This window comes from Lentzea sp. NPDC092896 (assembly GCF_044754905.1).
GTDB lineage: Bacteria > Actinomycetota > Actinomycetes > Mycobacteriales > Pseudonocardiaceae > Lentzea.
Genome location: NZ_JBIVPX010000005.1, coordinates 166,980 through 183,837 on the forward strand (window position 1 = coordinate 166,980; position 16,858 = coordinate 183,837).

A 16,858-nucleotide genomic window follows, 5' to 3' on the forward strand; every position below is an offset into this window, starting at 1 on the left:
GTTGCTAGTGGTTGCGTTGCGTCTAGAGAGATGTGCACTAACGGAACCTATGGCCGTTTGGAAAGGTCGTTCACCCGAACGTGTGGCTGCTGACGTGCTTTTATGTCGTGATCTTGCGGTAGTGTCGAACGCATGAGCGAACGAGACTTCCGCCTCCTGTCCACCGACGAGCTGCTTGCCGCAGTCGTCGGAGACGTGGTGGAAATTCGCGTTCTTGAGAATGTGATGATGCAGAAGATCGCCGAGTTGGAGCAGCGTGGCGCGGCATCCGAGCTGGGGTACAGGAATGTGGCGCACGTGTTGCGTCATGCCGTTCGGTGGGACCTGAAGACCGCGCGTCAATGGGTCGCCCGCGCCGAGCTGCTGACCCGTCAGCTCACGCCGACCGGCTCGCTGCTGGAGCCGGAGTTGCCGGTCACCGCCGCTGCGGTGGTGGAGGGCGCGCTCTCTGGTGAACACATCTCGGCTGTGGCCGAGGTGATGAAGGACCTGCCGCCCGAGGCCGAGCAGCCCGTGGTCGAGTTCGCCCAAGCCCACGAACCCAGTGCTGTGCGTTCGTTCGGCAGGGAGCTGGCCTACCGGCTCTACCAGCAGGACGCCGAGCCGAGTGAGGCTGCTCCGGCGCCGCCGGTCAACCGGCTGCGGATGGAGTGGAAGGGCGACCAGCTGGAGGTGTCGGCGAAGCTGGACAAGATCGCCGGCGCCAAGTTCGAAGCGATGATCGACCCGCTGGCCAAGCCCCGCCCGACCACTCCGGAGGAAGGCCCGGACCCCCGCACGCGCGCCGAACGCGAGGGTGATGCCTTCGCCGACCTGATCGACCTCATGTTGCGTGCCGACCGCCTCCCCGAACACGGCGGCGAGCCGGTCACGCTGACCCTGACGATGGCCTACCGCGACCTGGCCGAGCAGACCGGCTTCGCCACCCTGGACACCCGCGAGCGCATGCAGGCCAAGCTGGTCCGCCGCCTGGCCTGCAACGCCGGCGTCATCCCGGTGGTGCTGGGCGGCCGGTCTGAGCACGTTGACATCGGCCGCAAGACCCGCACGTTCCCCGCCTCGATCCGCCGCCTCCTGGTCGCCAGAGACCAGGGCTGTTCCTTCCCGGGCTGCGACCGCCCGCCCAAGCACTGCGACGCCCACCACATCAGATTCTGGTCAGAGGGCGGCGGCACCTCGGTCGAGAACGCGGCCCTGCTGTGCCGTCACCACCACACCCTGATCCACCAAAGCGAATGGGAGGTAAGGCTCCTCAATGGCACCCCGACGTTCACCCCGCCGGCCTGGCTCGACCCCACCCGCACCCCCAGAACAAACACCCACCCAGACCGCCGCCAAGTCGCCTAGCGGCACCAGCGCGCGAGCAACCGTTTTCACCCGAATGAGCAGGTTCGTGGAGGAGGGTCAATGCCTACCGTCGGACGAATGACCGCGATCACCTCCACCGCCTACAGCCGCGACCTGGGCGACGAACTGCGCCGCCTGCGCGAGAAGCACACCAGGCTGACGGGCTTCGGCTTCGCCGAACAGCTCGGCTGGGACCCGAGCAAGGTCTCCAACATCGAAAACGGCAAAGCCCGAGCGAGCGAGATCGACCTCGTCCAGTACCTGATGACGTGCGGCCGGGACAGCAACTACTTCGAGGCCTTCCGAGCCCGCTACCGCTACGCCTTCGACCCGTACGTGGTCCTGGTGTCGGACAACCTGCGCACCGTGGCCCTCGCGGAAGCGACAGCCAAGAAGATCACCAGCTTTGACGGTCTGACCATGCCTGGCCTCATTCAGACTCCGGAGTATGCGCGGGCGTTGTTCACAGAGGGCGGGAACGTCGCCCCGGAGGACATCGAGAAGTACGTTCAGCTGCGGACTGACCGCCAGGCGATCATGAACCGGCCTGCCCGCCCGGAGTGTCTCTTCTACGTGCACGAACTCGCGCTGCGAATCCGTGTGGGCGACGACGCGGTCATGGAGGAGCAGTACCTGAGGCTGCTTTTCCACACGCACATCCTTCGCATCATTCCCATGTCAGCGGGTGCTGCCATCGCCACTCGATCCGCCCGCACGTTGTTCAGCTTCGAGAAGCACACGCCGTTGGCGTACAGCGAGACCGATGTGGCACAAGTGTTTGCGCACGACGGCAAAGCCATTGCGAACAGCCGGGAGTTCTTCAAGTGGCTGGAAGCGCTCGCTTTGGATGAGGGACAATCGAGGAGCCTGCTGGCGAACTACGTCAGCGGACTGCGAGAGGACTCTCATGACCGCCGAGCGGACCTGGCGTAAGAGCACCTACAGCGGGGACACGGCGAGCGGCTCGTGCGTTGAGGTGTCGCTCGACCGGTCCTGGCAGAAGAGCTCTTACAGCGGCAGCACGGACAGCGGTACTTGTATCGAGGTGTTGCTGGACCAAGCCGCTCTCGTCCGTGACTCCAAGGGGTCAGGCGGCGCCGTTCTCGCCTTCTCGCTTTCCGCCTGGCGGGCGTTCGTGGCGCAGGCGCGGGTCTAGGCCGCTGTGCAACTGAGTGGTGAAGTGCGGTCGCGGGTAGCGCTCGTCACGGGTGGCGGTTCGGGGATCGGGCAGGGGATCGCCCTCGCGCTGGCCGCCCAGGGGCATCGGGTCGGCGTGCTGGACCGGGTCGAGGAGGCCGCCCAGGCGGTGGCCGGCGAGATTCGGGACAAAGGTGGTCAGGCTGTCGCGGTCTGGGCGGACGTCAGCGATCCCGTGCAGGTCGAGCGGGCCGTCGGTGAGGTCGGTGAGGCGTTCGGGGCCGTGGAGATCCTGGTCAACAACGCCGGGTTCGCCAAGGACAACCTGGTGCTCGACATGCCGCTCGAGGACTGGGACGCGGTCGTCGACACGCACTTGCGGGGTGCGTTCCTGTTCCTCAAGGCCACGGCGCCGGCCATGCGAGCGGCGGGGTGGGGGCGCGTGGTCAACATTTCGAGCATCTCGGCGATCGTCGACGACGAGCGGGTCAACTACGTCGCGGCCAAGGCCGGGCTGGAAGGGCTGACCAGGGCGGCGGCGCTCGATCTCGCGCCCGTCGGGATCACGGTCAACGCGGTGGGGCCCGGGGTCGTCGTCACGCGGATGACCGAGGTCAGCGCGGCGCGGGCCGGGCGGACGCTCGAGGAGCACGTCAGGCACCAGGCGAAGGGAATTCCGCGGGGGCGTACCGGGACGCCGCACGACATCGCGCGGGCCGTCCTGTTCTTCACCGCCGAGGACGCCGACTACGTCACCGGGCAGGTGCTCTACGTGAGCGGCGGGCCTCACGGCTGAGGCCACCCAGGGGTGTGTCGCAGGGCGTGTCGGGGGCGTGTCGCCTGATCGGCCCAGCAAAAGTTCGGGGTGCGTTCACCGTGTGAGCTGTGCCGCTCAACGAGTCATCGGAAGTTTCCGCATCGTAAACGCGTTATCCTCGGTACTCGCGAGACCCGAGGAGCGTGGGGTTGAGTCAAGACACCGAACCCGCTGCGACGGTTGTTCAACCGTCGGCGACCCGGCGTGTGCGCGCCCGCCTTGCGCGGCGCATCACCGCCCAACGTGCGGCCCCGGTGAAGCAGGTCCTCGAACCTCTCGCCGCCGCGCACTACGACCTCCATCCCAAGGCCGATCTGGCGCTTCTGCAGCACGCATATGACGTTGCCGAGGAGAAGCACCGCCCGCAGCGCCGCAAGTCCGGCGACCCGTACATCACCCACCCGCTCGCCGTGGCGACGATCCTCGCCGAGCTGGGCATGGACACCACGACGCTGGTGGCCGCGCTGCTGCACGACACCGTGGAAGACACCGACTACTCGCTCAACCAGCTCAAGGAGGACTTCGGCGAGGAAGTCGCCCGGCTGGTCGACGGCGTCACGAAGCTCGACAAGGTCAAGCTGGGGGCAGCGGCCGAGGCCGAGACCATCCGCAAGATGGTCATCGCGATGGCGAAGGACCCCCGTGTCCTGGTCATCAAGCTCGCCGACCGGCTGCACAACATGCGCACCATGCGGTTCCTGCCGCCGGAGAAGCAGGCTCGCAAGGCCCGCGAAACGCTCGAAGTGCTCGCGCCGCTCGCTCACCGCCTGGGCATGGCGACGGTCAAGTGGGAGCTGGAGGACCTCGCGTTCGCGATCCTGCAGCCCAAGAAGTACGACGAGATCGTCCGCCTGGTCGCGAAGCGCGCGCCGAGTCGCGACACGTACCTGCGCACCGTCGTCCAGGAGCTGAACTCGCAGCTCGAGACCGCGCGGATCGTCGCCAAGGTCGAGGGCAGGCCGAAGCACTACTACTCGATCAACCAGAAGATGATCGTCCGCGGCCGGGACTTCGACGACATCCACGACCTCGTGGGCGTCCGGATCCTGGTGGACGAGGTGCGGGACTGCTACGCCGCCATGGGTGTCGTCCACGCCGCCTGGCAGCCCATGCCGGGCCGGTTCAAGGACTACATCGCGCAGCCGCGGTTCGGCGTCTACCAGTCGCTGCACACGACCGTGATCGGTCCTGACGGCAAGCCGCTCGAGGTGCAGATCCGCACCTCCGAGATGCACCAGCGCGCCGAGTACGGCATCGCGGCGCACTGGCGCTACAAGGAGACCAAGGGCACGCACAACGGCAAGTCCGTCGAGATCGACGAGATGGCGTGGATGCGTCAGCTCCTCGACTGGCAGCGGGAAGCCGCGGACCCCGGTGAGTTCCTGGAGGGCCTGCGCTGGGACCTCGCCGCGCGCGAGATCTTCGTGTTCACCCCCAAGGGTGACGTGGAGACGCTGCCGACGGGGTCCACGCCCGTCGACTTCGCCTACTCCGTGCACACCGAGGTGGGTCACCGCTGCATCGGCGCCCGCGTGAACGGTCGCCTGGTCGCTCTGGAGCGCAAGCTCGAGAACGGTGAGGTCGTCGAGATCTTCACCTCCAAGGCGGAGGGTGCGGGTCCGTCCCGCGACTGGCTGAGCTTCGTCGCGTCCCCGCGCGCCAAGGCGAAGATCAAGCAGTGGTTCGCCAAGGAGCGCAAGGAAGAGGCGATCGAGCAGGGCAAGGACGCGATCACCAAGGAGGTCCGGCGCGTCGGGCTGCCGATCCAGCGTCTGGTCAGCGTCGACTCGATGCAGGCCCTCGCCAAGGAACTGCACCACTCGGACATGAGCGCGCTGTACGCGGCGGTCGGCGAGGGGCACACCTCGGCCCGCCATGTCGTGCAACGGCTCGTCGCGCAGCTCGGCGGTGTCGATCACGCCGAGGAGGAACTGGCCGACCGCGCCACCCCGTCCACGGTCACCCGGCGCCGCCCCACCGGCGACGCGGGCGTGATCGTCAAGGACGCGGGCGACGTGTGGGTCAAGCTCGCCCGCTGCTGCACCCCGGTGCCGGGCGACGACATCCTCGGCTTCGTGACGCGGGGCGGTGGCGTGTCCGTGCACCGCACCGACTGCACGAACGCGGACGAACTGCTGAAGTCGCCGGAACGGCTCCTCGACGTCGAGTGGGCGCCGTCGGCCTCCAGCGTCTTCCTGGTCGCCATCCAGGTGGAGGCGCTCGACCGGCACCGGCTGCTCTCGGACGTCACGAAGGTGCTGGCCGACGAGCGCGTCAACATCCTGTCGGCGTCGGTGACGACGTCACGCGACAGGGTGGCCGTCAGCCGGTTCTCGTTCGAGATGGGCGACCCGAAGCACCTCGGCCACGTTCTGAAGGCTGTGCGGAGCGTTGAGGGCGTCTACGACGTGTACCGCGTGACGTCGGCGTCGTAAAACTGGGGCAGGATGCGAAACGGGCCCGGAGCGAAAGCTCCGGGCCCGTTTCTGCGTGAGATCTAGCTCGCGACCAGTGCCGACTTGATGTCGACCGGGGTCTTGGGCTTGCCGTCGCCCTGGCCGGGCTGCTGCGAGATCGTGCCGGTCTTCGCGACCTCGTCGATCTTCTTCAGCGATTCCTCGTCGACCGTGCCGAAGATCGTGTACTTCGCCTGCAGGTTCGCGCCGTCGCCGTAGACGATGAAGAACTGCGAGCCGTTGGTGTCCGGGCCCGAGTTCGCCATGGCGAGCACGCCGCGGCCGTAGGTGAGCTCCGGGTAGACCTCGTCCTTGAACGAGTAGCCCGGGCCGCCCATGCCGTTGCCGCCGGGGTCGCCGCACTGCAGGACCTGGATGCCGGTGACGACGAGGCGGTGGCACGTGGTGCCGTCGAAGTACTTCTGCTTGGCGAGGTTCACGAAGTTGTTCACCGTGCACGGCGCGAGCGCGCGGTCCAGGTTGAACTTCAGGTCACCGATCGAGGTGCCGAGCGTGACGCCGACCGTGCCGGTGGCGGGCTGCTCGCCGTTCGCGGGCGGCGTGTTCTCCTTGGCCGCCGGCTCCTGGCCCTTCGTGTATTCACAGTTCACCTTTTCCGGAAGCGCGGCCGGGCGCTTCGGGATCTGGTGCAGCGCGGTGGGAATGTTCTCCGCCTTGTCCACCGACTCCTGGGTGGGAGTCTCCGACGCGGCGGCGTCACCATTACCGAAGACGTCGTTAGTCGCGAGGAACCACACGCCACCTCCGACGAGAGCAACAACGACGACCGTCGAGACGACGGCGATGATGCGACGCTTCTTGGCCCGCTCCTGGCGGTAGACCATCTGACGCTCAAGCTTGCGCTTGGCTGCCGCGCGTCGCTGCTCGTTGGTGGGCACGTGCTCCCTCCCCAGGGACTCATGCGAATAGGGCGGTCGGCTCGGCAGTCTAGGGCCTGGGCATATGAGCTTTGTGTGGTGGTTAGGCTGTCGTTGAACAGGGAGGTCATTTTCGTGCTCGTGATCGGGTTCCCCACTGGTGCCCTCCAGGCGAACTGCTTCGTCCTGGCGGCCGGTGAGGGCGAGCCCTGCGTGATCATCGACCCCGGTCAGGACGCGGTCGAACCGATCGAACAGGCCCTGCGCCAGCACCGTCTCGCGCCTGTCGCCGTGCTGCTCACGCACGGGCACTTCGACCACACCTTCTCCGTCGCGCCCGTCTGCGACGGCAACGACATCCCCGCGTACATCCACCCGGATGACGTAGCGATGCTCGCCGACCCGTTGAAGGGCATCAGCGCCGAGACGGCCGCGTTCTTCGGCGGCAAGCTGGAGATGCGCGAGCCCTCGGAGGTGCGCGAGCTCACCGACGGCGCCGCGCTCGACCTCGCCGGGCTGCAGATCACCGTCGACCACACGCCGGGCCATACCGGCGGGTCGGTGATGTTCCGCTCCGGCACGCAGGAAGGCGGTCGCCTGGTGATCTCGGGTGACACGCTCTTCGCCGGTTCCATCGGACGCACCGACCTGCCTGGCGGTGACCACTCACGCATGTTGTCGTCTCTGCAGAGCAAGGTCATGACCTTGCCCGATGACACAGTGGTGCTGCCCGGCCACGGCCCGACGACGACCATAGGCCGCGAGCGTGCGACGAACCCCTACCTGCTCCAGCTGCAGGACGCTCCGGCCGCCCCGCACCGAGGACTCTGAGACACGTGTTTTCCGCACCCAAAGGCGTTCCCGACTACATCCCGCCGACGTCCGCCGCGTTCGCGCACGTCCGGTCGACGCTGACCCGTGCCGCCGAGCTCGCGGGCTACGGCTACATCGAGCTGCCGGTCTTCGAGGACACGGCGTTGTTCTCGCGCGGTGTCGGCGAGTCGACCGACGTCGTGACGAAGGAGATGTACACCTTCCTCGACCGCGGTGAGCGCTCCATCACGCTGCGCCCCGAGGGCACCGCGGGCGTGATGCGGGCCGTGATCGAGCACAGCCTCGACCGCGGCTCGTTGCCGGCGAAGCTCTACTACGCGGGCCAGTTCTTCCGCGCCGAGGCGCCGCAGGCCGGCCGGTACCGGCAGTTCCACCAGGTCGGCATCGAGGCCATCGGCATCGATGACCCGGCGCTCGACGCCGAGGTCATCGCCGTCGGTGACGCCGGGTTCCGCGCGATCGGCCTCACCGGTTACCGCCTGGAGCTCACGTCGCTGGGCGACGCGAACTGCCGCCCGGCCTACCGCGAGCTGCTGCAGGCGTTCCTGGCGAAGCTGCCGCTGGACGAGGCGACGAGGCAGCGTGCCGAGCTGAACCCGTTGCGCGTGCTGGACGACAAGCGCCCCGAGGTGCGCGCGCTGGTCGCCGAGGCGCCGCTGATGGTGGATCACCTGTGCGACGGCTGCCGCGAGCACTACGAGCTCGTCAAGGGGTACTTGACCGAGCTGGGCGTGAAGTTCGTCGAGAATCCGCGCATGGTCCGCGGCCTCGACTACTACACGAAGACGACGTTCGAGTTCGTCCACGACGGTCTCGGCGCCCAGTCGGGCATCGGCGGCGGCGGTCGCTACGACGGCCTGATGGAACAGCTCGGCGGTCAGTCCCTGTCCGGCGTCGGCTTCGGTCTCGGCGTCGACCGCGCGCTGCTCGCGGCCCAGGCCGAGGGCGTGCTGCCGGAGTTCAGCCGCGTCGACGTGATCGGCGTGCCGCTGGGCGAGGCCGCGCGGGCCCGTCTGGTCGCGATCGCCGGCGAGCTGCGTGCCGCCGGTGTGCGGACCGACCTGGTCTACGGCGGCCGGTCGATGAAGGCGGGCTTCAAGGCCGCCGACAAGTCGGGCGCGAAGCTGGCGCTCGTGCTCGGCGACCGCGGCCTGGAGGCCGGCAACATCGGCGTGAAGACCCTCGCGACCGGTGAGCAGGTCGACGTGGCGCTGACGGACGTGATCGAGGCGGTGCAGGCCGCGCTCAAGCCGTCCGCGCTCGTGGCCGCTGTGCCGGGTGGTGCCGAAGGACTGGCTTCGGACGCGGGAGCCGTGGCGGCCGAGGCGGTGCGAGAGACACCGTGAGCGACGACAAGCTCGTTCTCGACCTGCTCGACAAGGCGACGGTCCGCAAGCGTGCGCGCATGGTGGCGATCGGCGGCCTCATGGTCGCCCTCGCCTTCGGCGCGATCGTGGGCTTCATCGGTGGCCGCTGGTCCGGTGTCATCGCCGGGCTGATCGTGTCGGTGCCGGTGATCCTGCTGGCGATGTCCGAGGCGCGCCGCACGGTGTGGCTGGAGGGCACGACGGTCTACGTGCGGGCGTTCGGCACCCGCAAGGTCGACCTGGCCGTCGCGGACGGGCTCGACCTGCTGGTCACCGACCTGCGTGGCGCGCGGACCGTCGGCCTGTTCGTGCGCGGCAACAAGAAGGCGATCAACATCGCCCTGTCGATGTACGCGGGCACCGGCGGCCGCGAGCTGGGCGTCTACCAGCTCCGCCGCCTGGCCGACGCGCTGGCCGCGCGGGGTGACACGCCCGGTCTGGTGTTCTCGGAGCTGCTCGTGGCCCAGTTGCGGGCCGAGGCGCGCGGGATGGCGGCGGCGGAACGGCCGCTGTACCGGCTGGGCTCGCTGGCCCCGGCGGGCCGGATGGCGCAGAAGCTCCATCCCGACGCCGTGTCGAAGTTCGTCACGTCACTGGACTGAAGTCCCCGACGGCGCCGCCCTTTCAGGTGCCCCAGAGGCCCGAGGGCGGTGCGGGGGACAGGATCGCGGTCGCGTCGGTCGTGACGGGCGCGCCGCCGATGAACTTCGTCAGCCCCGTGCCGTGTTCGACGCGGCCGGGGAACGGGTCTCCGGCGGTCGCGCGGGTCAGTTGCTGCATCGGCAGGCCGTTGTGCGAGGCCATGATCACGAAGTTGCCGAAGCGCCTGCCCCGGAACACGCCCGGTTCGGCGAGCACGCAGACGTGTTCGAACACCGAGCGCACGGTCGCGCACTGGGACCGTGCGAACTGCAGGCCGTTGCCGTCGCCGATGTTCGCCGTGTAGATCCCGTCGTCGGCCAGTGCCGTGGAGGCCTGCTTCACGAACTCGACCGACGTCAGGTGCGCGGGGGTGCGGGCTCCCGCGAAGCAGTCGCTCACGATCAGGTCGAACGAGCCGGGGCGTGCCTTGACCAGCACGGCGCGGGCGTCACCTGTGGTGATCTTCACTCGTGGGGGCGGCGGGAGCTCGCGGCGGATGAACGCGATCAGGCCCGCGTCGATCTCGGCCACCTGCTGAGACGCCCGAGGCAGTAGGTCGGCCACGTAGCGCGCTAGCGTGAGAGCGCCACCACCGAGGTGGAGCACACGCGAAGGCGCGGTGAGATCGACGATGTGACCCAGCCGGCGGACGTACTCGAACTCCAGATAGGTCGGGTCGTCCAGGTCCACATGCGACTGTGGGGTTCCGTTGACCCGCAAGGTCCAGGAGCGTCGTCCACCGATGTCGGGGACCAGTTCGGCGACGCCGGAGTCGATCGACTCGGTGATCGCCTCGGTGTCGGGCCGCTGTCTTCCCACTGCTCTATTGTCTCACCGGGTGTGTCAGTCCAGAGGAGGACCCAAGTGCAGGTTGTCGCGAACGTTCTGATCACCCTCGTGGCGGTGATCCATCTCTACATCGTGGTGCTGGAGATGTTCCTCTGGACGACGCCGCGCGGCCAGAAGGCGTTCGGTCTCACGCCCGAGTACGCGCAGTCGACCAAGGCCCTCGCGGCGAACCAGGGTCTTTACAACGGCTTCCTCGCGGCCGGCCTGATCTACGCGCTGATCCGCCAGGACTTCGGCGCGTCCGTGCTGTTCACGGTGTTCGTGATCGTCGCGGGCATCTACGGCACGTTCACGGCGAGCCGGAAGATCTTCTTCGTGCAGGTGGTGCCTGGCGTGCTGGCGCTGCTCTTCGTGCTCTTGGCTCACTAGGACGTTCCCACGGCCCTTTGTCGGGGTCGTAGCCGGTGAAGAGGTCGCCCTCGATCCGCGCGGGCCGTGGTTTCACGGGCTTCGCGGCGCGTTTCACGGTCTTCGGTTCGGGCTTGGGCTCAGGCTCAGGTTCGGAGACCGCGATCGGGGCGACCTCTTGGCGTACCGCGACCAGGGCGGCCAGCGCCGTCGTCACCGGGATCGCGGCCACCAGGCCGATGCTGCCGACCAGGGTCCGCACGATCTCCTGCGCGATCTGCTGTGAGGTCAGGATCTCGCCCATGGACCGCCCGGCCAGCGAGATCGCCAGCAGCAACGGCAGTGCCGCGCCCGCGTAGGCCATCACCAGCGTGTTCACGACGGACGACATGTGGTCGCGCCCGATCCGCGAGCCCGCCGCGAACAGCTCGCGCCACGTCAGCTTGTCGTTGGCCCGCCGAAGCTCCCACACCGCACTGGTCTGCGTGACCGTCACGTCGTCGAGCACGCCCAGCGCGCCGATCAGGGTTCCGGCGAGCAGCAGCCCGCGGGTGTCGATGCTGGTGCCGAGCAGCGTGACCAGGTTCGTCGTGTCCTCGTCCAGGCCGGTCAGCTTCGACAGGGCCGAGAACAACGCGCCCAGCACCCCGATCAGCGCGAGGCTGACGAGCGTTCCGAGCACCGCGGTCGACGTGCGCGCCGATATGCCGTGCGTCAGGTACAGCACCACGAACATGATCAGCCCGGCGCCGACCACCGCGACCATCAGCGGGTTCTTGCCCGCGAGGATCGACGGCATGACGAACAGCACCAGCACCACGAAGCTCAGCAGCAACGCGCCGAGTGCCGCGAGTCCCTGCCATCGTCCGAGCAGCAGCACGGCGGCCGCGAACAGCAGCGCCAGCACGGCGAGCGACCAGCCGCGCTGGAAGTCGACGATCTGGTACGACTCGGCGGCCTGCGGCTGGCTGCCCGCGTAGGACAGCACCACCTCGTCGCCGAGTTGGAAGCTCGGCGCTCCAGGGCCCTTCACGCTCGGGATCGTGATGCTCTGCCCGCTCGCGGCGCCGTCGGTCATCTTCACGGTCACCGCGACGCACTTCTCGCCGCAGTTCTCGGCCACGCCGGTGACGACGGCCTCGACCGGCACCTGGTGCAGGCCGATCTCCGCGCCGGTCTTCTGCTCGACCCCGAACGGGTAGAGCAGCGCGGCGCCGACGATCGTGGCCAGTGCCAACGGCACCAACAGCCACATCAGCAACGTGCGCACGCGCTGCGACGCCGGTTCCTCGCTCAGCGCATGGCTATGCCCGTGACCGTGACCCACGCGCGACATCCTGCCCCATGAGATGTTCGACGGCCGTCACGGCCGCTGCGAACCTGTCCTCGGTGAGCTTCAGCCACGGCACACCGCGCCGCGTGAGTTCGCGTTCGAACAGGCCTGTCATCCACTCGCGGAGGTGCTCGCCGTCGCGCCAGCCGTCCTGTTCGAACGGAACGCCGACGTGGTCGGTCAGCAGGTACAGGTCCGGTTCGCTGCCCAGGAAGAGGTCCGGCCGGAAGCCGAGGTAGCGCTCGCCCCAGACGGTCGCGGCGAACGCGTCGTTGTCCGCGACGACCAGTGGTGCGGTCTCGGCCTGGATGCGGCGTTCCTGTTCGTGGGCAACATCTTCGAAGTCGCCCAGCGTCCACACCAGACTGTCCACGGTGGCGTGCGGATCGAACGATCGTGCGGCGGCGAGCTTGTGTTCGGTGTGCTCGCGGCCGTACTCGGGGATCCAGGGTGCTCCGAAATGCGCGGCGAGCTGTGTGGACAGTGTCGTCGTGCCGGTGCTCTCTGCGCCGACGACCACGACCTTCCAGCCCAGGCCGCGCTGGGTCGCGGGCGCGAGGTGGTGCCAGTTCGCGACGGGATCGGTGCGCATCGCCGTGCCGGAGACCGGGTGCGTGAGGCGGTCGAGGTCGACGAGCACGTGCCGCGCACCGAGCCGTTCGGCCAGTTCGTCGCCGTACTTCTCGCTGGAGAACACGACGTCGACCGGGGCTTTCGACGGATCTCCGTCCGCGATCGCCCGTCTGGCGAGCACCGCGCGCGTCAGCGCGACGTGCAGGTTCCAGATCTCGTCGGAGTCGAAGTCCATCGGGTGGTCGTCGAGGTCGCCGATGATGCGAACGCCTGGAGTCGTGGCGTGCGTCTCGGTCAGCCAGCGCACGCGGTGTTCGAGCGGGATGGTCTCGTTCGAGGCCGCCAGCACCGTGACGGTCGTGCGAACGCTGCGGGAGGCCGCCGTCCCGATGAGGTGGTGGTGCCCGTTGTGAGGTGGGTAGAACTTGCCGAGCACGAGGGCGTGTTCGAACTCCTTCACACGCGCACCTCGTCCTTCATCCAGTTGCGCAGGCCGATCACGCACAGCACCATGAACCCCACGTACAACACTGCCGTCAAATACAGCTCCTTGTACGCGTAGAGCGGCACGTAGATCACGTCCGCGGCGATCCACAGCCACCAGCACTCGATCTTCTTGCGGGCCTGGCCCCAGGTCGCGAGCAGCGACAACACCGTCGTGACGGCGTCCCAGAAGGGCACGGTCGACTCGGTGAAGGTGGTCAGGACCCAGTGCAGCAGGCCGGTGCCGAGCACGCCGGCGACCGCGAGCCAGATCCACTGAACGTTCGTCGTGCGGCTGACGTGCAGCGTGCTGTGCTGGTCGCCGCCGCGCAGCCACGCCCACCAGCCGTAGACCGCGAGCACGACGTAGACGACCTGCAGTCCGGAGTCGGCGTACAGGCCGCTGCCCCAGAACAGCACGAAGAACGCGATGTTGTTGGCGATGCCGATCGGCCAGTTCCAGGAGTTCTGCCTGGCCACGAGCCACACGCAGAGTGCTCCGGTGATGAAGCCCGCGATCTCGACAACCTTTTCGGGTGACACGTGCGCTCCTTGACCGCTGTTCGAACATGTGTTCGAATCGAGGTGTGCGATGGGACGGACAGAAACTCGAGGCAGAGCCGCAGCAGGCGCTACCGGGGCTACCGGGACTGGTGCGCAGCGTACGAACTCCTGAGTTCGCGGACGTGGTGTTCCACGAGGTCCGCGCCAAATCCGTGCTCAACGGAGTGCCGGGTTCGTCGCTGCCCTTCTCGTGGACGGTCAACCCGTATCGCGGCTGCTCACACGCCTGCACCTACTGCCTGGCCGGTGACACGCCGATCCTCATGGGCAACGGCCGCACCAAGCCGTTGTCCGAGATCCGGGAGGGCGATGAGATCTACGGCACCGAACTGGTCGGCAACTACCGGCGCTACAAGCTCACGACCGTGCTGGCGCACTGGGAGACGCGCAAGACCGCGTACCGGCTGACGCTGGAGGACGGCACCTCCGTGGTCGCCTCGGGTGACCACCGCTTCCTGACCGACCGCGGCTGGAAGCACGTGACGGGCGAAACGGCGGGCACTGGCCGTCGTCCGCACCTCACGACCGGCAACAAGCTGATGGGCACGGGGGCTTTCGTCGAGCAGCCCGCCGTGACCGACGACTACCGCCGCGGCTACCTGCGCGGCATGGTGGACGACGAGCACGAGATCCGCATCCCCGCGGCCGACATCGAGGCCATGGACCGCACCCGGGAGTATCTCGACTACTTCGGTGTGCGAGAAGGGAGGGGATTTCTGCCCCAAGTGCGCGAGCTCGCGCACTGGCAGATAGCCCCGAACCCCGACTGGCTCAAGGGATTCCTGGCCGGCGCGTTCGACTACCTCGGGACCTGCTCGCGCAGCATCCTGCGGATGTCGACGCGCAACGCCACCGTTCTGGAAGCGATCTGCTTGGCTCTCAAGCACTTCGACTTCGACTTCGCGATCGAGGAACTGCGCCGCCGTCGTGGCGTGCGGGTCGTGCGGTTGCGCGGCGGACTGCGGGAGAACCTGCGTTTCTTCCACACCGTCGACCCGGCGATCACGCGCAAGCGCGACATCGACGGCGTGGCGATCAAGTCGCAGCAGCCGCTCGGCGTCGTGTCCGTGGAACCGTTGGGGGAGATGACGCTCTACGACATCTCGACCGGCACCGCGGACTTCATCGCCAACGGAGTGGTGTCCCACAACTGCTTCGCGCGCAAGACGCACTCCTATCTGGACCTCGACACCGGCAAGGACTTCGACAACCAGCTCATCGTCAAGGTCAACGCGGGGGAGGTGCTGTCGCGCCAGCTGCGCTCCTCGAAGTGGAAGCAGGAGCACGTGGCGCTCGGCACGAACACCGATCCGTACCAGCGGGCGGAGGGGCGGTACGCCTTGATGCCAGGGATCATCGAGGCGCTGACCGCCTCCCGCACGCCCTTCTCGATCCTGACGAAGGGCACGCTGCTGGCACGGGACCTGCCGCTGCTCTCGGCCGCCGCGCAGGTGGTGCCGGTCGGGATCGCGGTGTCGCTGGCGTTGATGGACCGGGACCTGCACAAGTCGCTGGAGCCTGGCACGCCGACGCCCGCCGCCCGGCTGGATCTGGTGCGGAAGGTGCGCGAGGCCGGCTTACCGTGCGGGGTGTTCGTGGCCCCGGTGCTGCCCGAGCTGACGGATTCCATCGAACAGCTCGACTTCCTGCTGGAGCAGATCGCGGCGGCCGGTGCCACCGGTGTCACCGTGCTGCCGTTGCACCTGCGTCCGGGAGCCAAGGAGTGGTTCGCTGCCTGGCTTCGCCGCGAGCACCCGGATCTCGTCGAGACGTACCGGTACCTCTACGGGCGCGGGTCCTATGTGGACAAGCGGTATCGCGCCCGGCTCGCGGCTCGGGTCGTGCCGTTGATCGAGAAGCACGGACTGACGCCGCGTGGGCGGCCCACCGAGGCCGTCACCGGGGTGCCCGGTGACGACGACGGCGTGTGGCCCGACGGCAGCCTGCCGGTGGGTGTACCGGCGCCGCGCGTGGATCAGGAACAACTCACCCTGCTGTGATCGTCCCTGCTGTGACCTTCGGAGCGTGGAGCACCCTCTTCCCCAGGGTGTCCTTCGCGGTTATTCGGCCCAACCGCCCTGGGCCATCGTCTGGAACTTCCACTCGCCGCCGACCTTCGTGAGCAGGTCGCCGTAGCGGACCGTCATCCCGTTGATCGTGCCGTCCGTGATGACGAAGACCAGGTTGTCGTTGATGAAGTGCGGCGTCCTGGTGGACTCCATCTGCACCTCGCCGCCCAGCTGGGCCCCCATCTCCTTCAGGAACGTCTCGCGGTCCCACGACGTGGCTGAACCGTCGGTGACCGTGTTGATCGGGAACAGGGCCATGTCGGCCATCGCCTCGACGTCGCCCTCGACCGCGAGCTCGTCCCACTTCGCAAACCACTGCATGACCTCGTCGTACGCCATACCGTACATTGTACGGAAGTTAGGCGCTGCCGACCACTGCCGTGGTGTCCTCGCTGGTCACGAGCTTGGCGTCGAGTCCTGCGGCGGTGAAGGCCTGGAGTGCGGCGGGTGCCTGGCGCTCGCTGGTCTCGCTCAGCAGGTGCCCGCCGGGACGGAGCCAGGTCGCTGCCTGCGCTGCCACGCGGCGCATCACCTCGAGGCCGTCCTCGCCGCCGTCGAGCGCCACCCGTGCCTCGTGGTCGCGGGCTTCGGCGGGCATGAACCGGATGTCGTCGGTCGGCACGTACGGCACGTTGGCGACCACGACGTCGATGTGGCCCTTGAGATGCGCGGGGAGGGCGTCGAACAGGTCTCCCTCGAACACGTTCGTGAGGTTCTGGCGCGCGCACGCCACGGCCACGGGGTCGATGTCGGCGGCGTAGACGGTGGCGGTGGGCAGCCGGTGGTGCAGCACCGCGCCGACCGCGCCTGATCCGCAGCACAGGTCGACGATCAGGGCGGGCTTCAGGTCGGTGGCGAGGTCGACCAGCAGTTCGGTGCGGTGGCGCGGGACGAAGACGCCCTTGGTCACCACGATCCGTTGCCCGCAGAACATCGCCCAGCCCACGGCGTGCTCCAGCGGCAGCCCGTCGACCCGTTGCCTGACCAGCTCTTCCAGGTGCTGGTCGTCGCGGGCGGCTTCTTGCAGCAGTGCGGCCTCTTCTTCGGCGAAAACGCAGCCGGCGGCCCGCAGTCGTTCCACGATGCTCATCGCTGCCGGACGCTAGCAGCGGTATTTACAAGCAGGCTTGACTGTTTGTTTGTTCGGCGGAACACTCGGGA

The 16,858-nt window shown here is 68.1% G+C and carries 16 protein-coding genes and 1 pseudogene; 10 read left to right on the forward strand and 7 right to left on the reverse strand.

All coding sequences use genetic code 11. The features are described from left to right. The first annotated feature begins 132 nt into the window (after positions 1 to 132). The 5 genes from ACIQF0_RS25365 (at position 133) to ACIQF0_RS25385 (ending at position 5,736) form a co-directional block, all read left to right on the forward strand. Complete coding sequence (locus ACIQF0_RS25365; protein ID WP_401033082.1) at positions 133 to 1,347, forward strand: DUF222 domain-containing protein; 1,215 nt, start codon at positions 133 to 135, stop codon at positions 1,345 to 1,347. 78 nt (positions 1,348 to 1,425) lie between these two features. Then, positions 1,426 to 2,280, forward strand: coding sequence for a helix-turn-helix domain-containing protein (locus tag ACIQF0_RS25370; protein ID WP_401033084.1), 855 nt, complete (start codon positions 1,426 to 1,428; stop codon positions 2,278 to 2,280). Next, on the forward strand, positions 2,255 to 2,503 hold the full coding sequence (locus ACIQF0_RS25375) for a DUF397 domain-containing protein (RefSeq protein WP_401033086.1): 249 nt from the start codon (positions 2,255 to 2,257) through the stop codon (positions 2,501 to 2,503). The genes ACIQF0_RS25370 and ACIQF0_RS25375 overlap by 26 nt, the downstream gene beginning before the upstream one ends. Positions 2,504 to 2,527: 24 nt before the next feature. Continuing rightward, positions 2,528 to 3,280, forward strand: a complete 753-nt coding sequence (locus ACIQF0_RS25380; RefSeq protein WP_401033088.1) for an SDR family oxidoreductase — start codon at positions 2,528 to 2,530, stop codon at positions 3,278 to 3,280. Positions 3,281 to 3,450: 170 nt separating this feature from the next. Beyond that, entirely contained in the window at positions 3,451 to 5,736 is a 2,286-nt protein-coding gene (locus ACIQF0_RS25385) for a RelA/SpoT family protein (protein WP_396425201.1), read from the forward strand. A gap of 62 nt (positions 5,737 to 5,798) precedes the next feature. Here the strand turns inward: ACIQF0_RS25385 and ACIQF0_RS25390 are convergent, their stop codons facing one another. Then, positions 5,799 to 6,656, reverse strand: coding sequence for a peptidylprolyl isomerase (locus tag ACIQF0_RS25390; protein ID WP_360032034.1), 858 nt, complete (start codon positions 6,654 to 6,656; stop codon positions 5,799 to 5,801). 114 nt (positions 6,657 to 6,770) lie between these two features. Here ACIQF0_RS25390 and ACIQF0_RS25395 point away from each other — a divergent pair, with 114 nt between their 5' ends. The 3 genes and pseudogenes from ACIQF0_RS25395 to ACIQF0_RS25405 all read left to right on the forward strand — a co-directional run bounded on the left by ACIQF0_RS25395 (position 6,771) and on the right by ACIQF0_RS25405 (position 9,438). Then, complete coding sequence (locus ACIQF0_RS25395) at positions 6,771 to 7,466, forward strand: MBL fold metallo-hydrolase (protein WP_401033090.1); 696 nt, start codon at positions 6,771 to 6,773, stop codon at positions 7,464 to 7,466. Between the two features lie 5 nt (positions 7,467 to 7,471). Further along, positions 7,472 to 8,722: pseudogene (hisS, locus tag ACIQF0_RS25400) on the forward strand (histidine--tRNA ligase); the annotation flags it as partial. Positions 8,723 to 8,811: 89 nt separating this feature from the next. Continuing rightward, on the forward strand, positions 8,812 to 9,438 hold the full coding sequence (locus ACIQF0_RS25405; protein ID WP_319978863.1) for a hypothetical protein: 627 nt from the start codon (positions 8,812 to 8,814) through the stop codon (positions 9,436 to 9,438). Between the two features lie 22 nt (positions 9,439 to 9,460). On the opposite strand, the gene ACIQF0_RS25410 is transcribed toward ACIQF0_RS25405, so the two are convergent. After that, positions 9,461 to 10,297 (reverse strand): fused MFS/spermidine synthase, encoded by an 837-nt coding sequence (locus ACIQF0_RS25410; protein WP_360032026.1) that lies wholly within the window; start codon positions 10,295 to 10,297, stop codon positions 9,461 to 9,463. Between the two features lie 45 nt (positions 10,298 to 10,342). Here ACIQF0_RS25410 and ACIQF0_RS25415 point away from each other — a divergent pair, with 45 nt between their 5' ends. Beyond that, complete coding sequence (locus ACIQF0_RS25415; RefSeq protein WP_401033092.1) at positions 10,343 to 10,696, forward strand: DUF1304 domain-containing protein; 354 nt, start codon at positions 10,343 to 10,345, stop codon at positions 10,694 to 10,696. Here the strand turns inward: ACIQF0_RS25415 and ACIQF0_RS25420 are convergent. The 3 genes from ACIQF0_RS25420 to pnuC are packed head-to-tail and all read right to left on the reverse strand — an operon-like array spanning position 10,617 to position 13,607. Beyond that, positions 10,617 to 12,002, reverse strand: coding sequence for a YibE/F family protein (locus ACIQF0_RS25420; protein ID WP_401033094.1), 1,386 nt, complete (start codon positions 12,000 to 12,002; stop codon positions 10,617 to 10,619). The two genes, ACIQF0_RS25415 and ACIQF0_RS25420, sit on opposite strands and share 80 nt — an antisense overlap. Next, complete coding sequence (locus ACIQF0_RS25425) at positions 11,980 to 13,041, reverse strand: AAA family ATPase (RefSeq protein ID WP_401033095.1); 1,062 nt, start codon at positions 13,039 to 13,041, stop codon at positions 11,980 to 11,982. The genes ACIQF0_RS25420 and ACIQF0_RS25425 overlap by 23 nt, the downstream gene beginning before the upstream one ends. Then, positions 13,038 to 13,607 carry a nicotinamide riboside transporter PnuC gene (gene pnuC / locus ACIQF0_RS25430; RefSeq protein ID WP_401033097.1) on the reverse strand — a complete coding sequence of 190 codons (570 nt, stop codon included), beginning with the start codon at positions 13,605 to 13,607 and terminating at the stop codon, positions 13,038 to 13,040. Before pnuC ends, ACIQF0_RS25425 begins: the two co-directional genes overlap by 4 nt. Positions 13,608 to 13,651: 44 nt before the next feature. Between pnuC and ACIQF0_RS25435 the strand changes: the two genes are divergently transcribed. Beyond that, positions 13,652 to 15,628 carry an intein-containing Rv2578c family radical SAM protein gene (locus ACIQF0_RS25435; protein ID WP_401033098.1) on the forward strand — a complete coding sequence of 659 codons (1,977 nt, stop codon included), beginning with the start codon at positions 13,652 to 13,654 and terminating at the stop codon, positions 15,626 to 15,628. A gap of 60 nt (positions 15,629 to 15,688) precedes the next feature. Here the strand turns inward: ACIQF0_RS25435 and ACIQF0_RS25440 are convergent, their stop codons facing one another. Beyond that, positions 15,689 to 16,036: a nuclear transport factor 2 family protein gene (locus ACIQF0_RS25440; RefSeq protein ID WP_401033099.1), complete on the reverse strand. Its 348-nt coding sequence runs from the start codon at positions 16,034 to 16,036 to the stop codon at positions 15,689 to 15,691. Between the two features lie 19 nt (positions 16,037 to 16,055). Next, positions 16,056 to 16,787, reverse strand: coding sequence for a putative protein N(5)-glutamine methyltransferase (locus ACIQF0_RS25445; protein WP_401033101.1), 732 nt, complete (start codon positions 16,785 to 16,787; stop codon positions 16,056 to 16,058). Between the last annotated feature and the right edge of the window lie 71 nt (positions 16,788 to 16,858).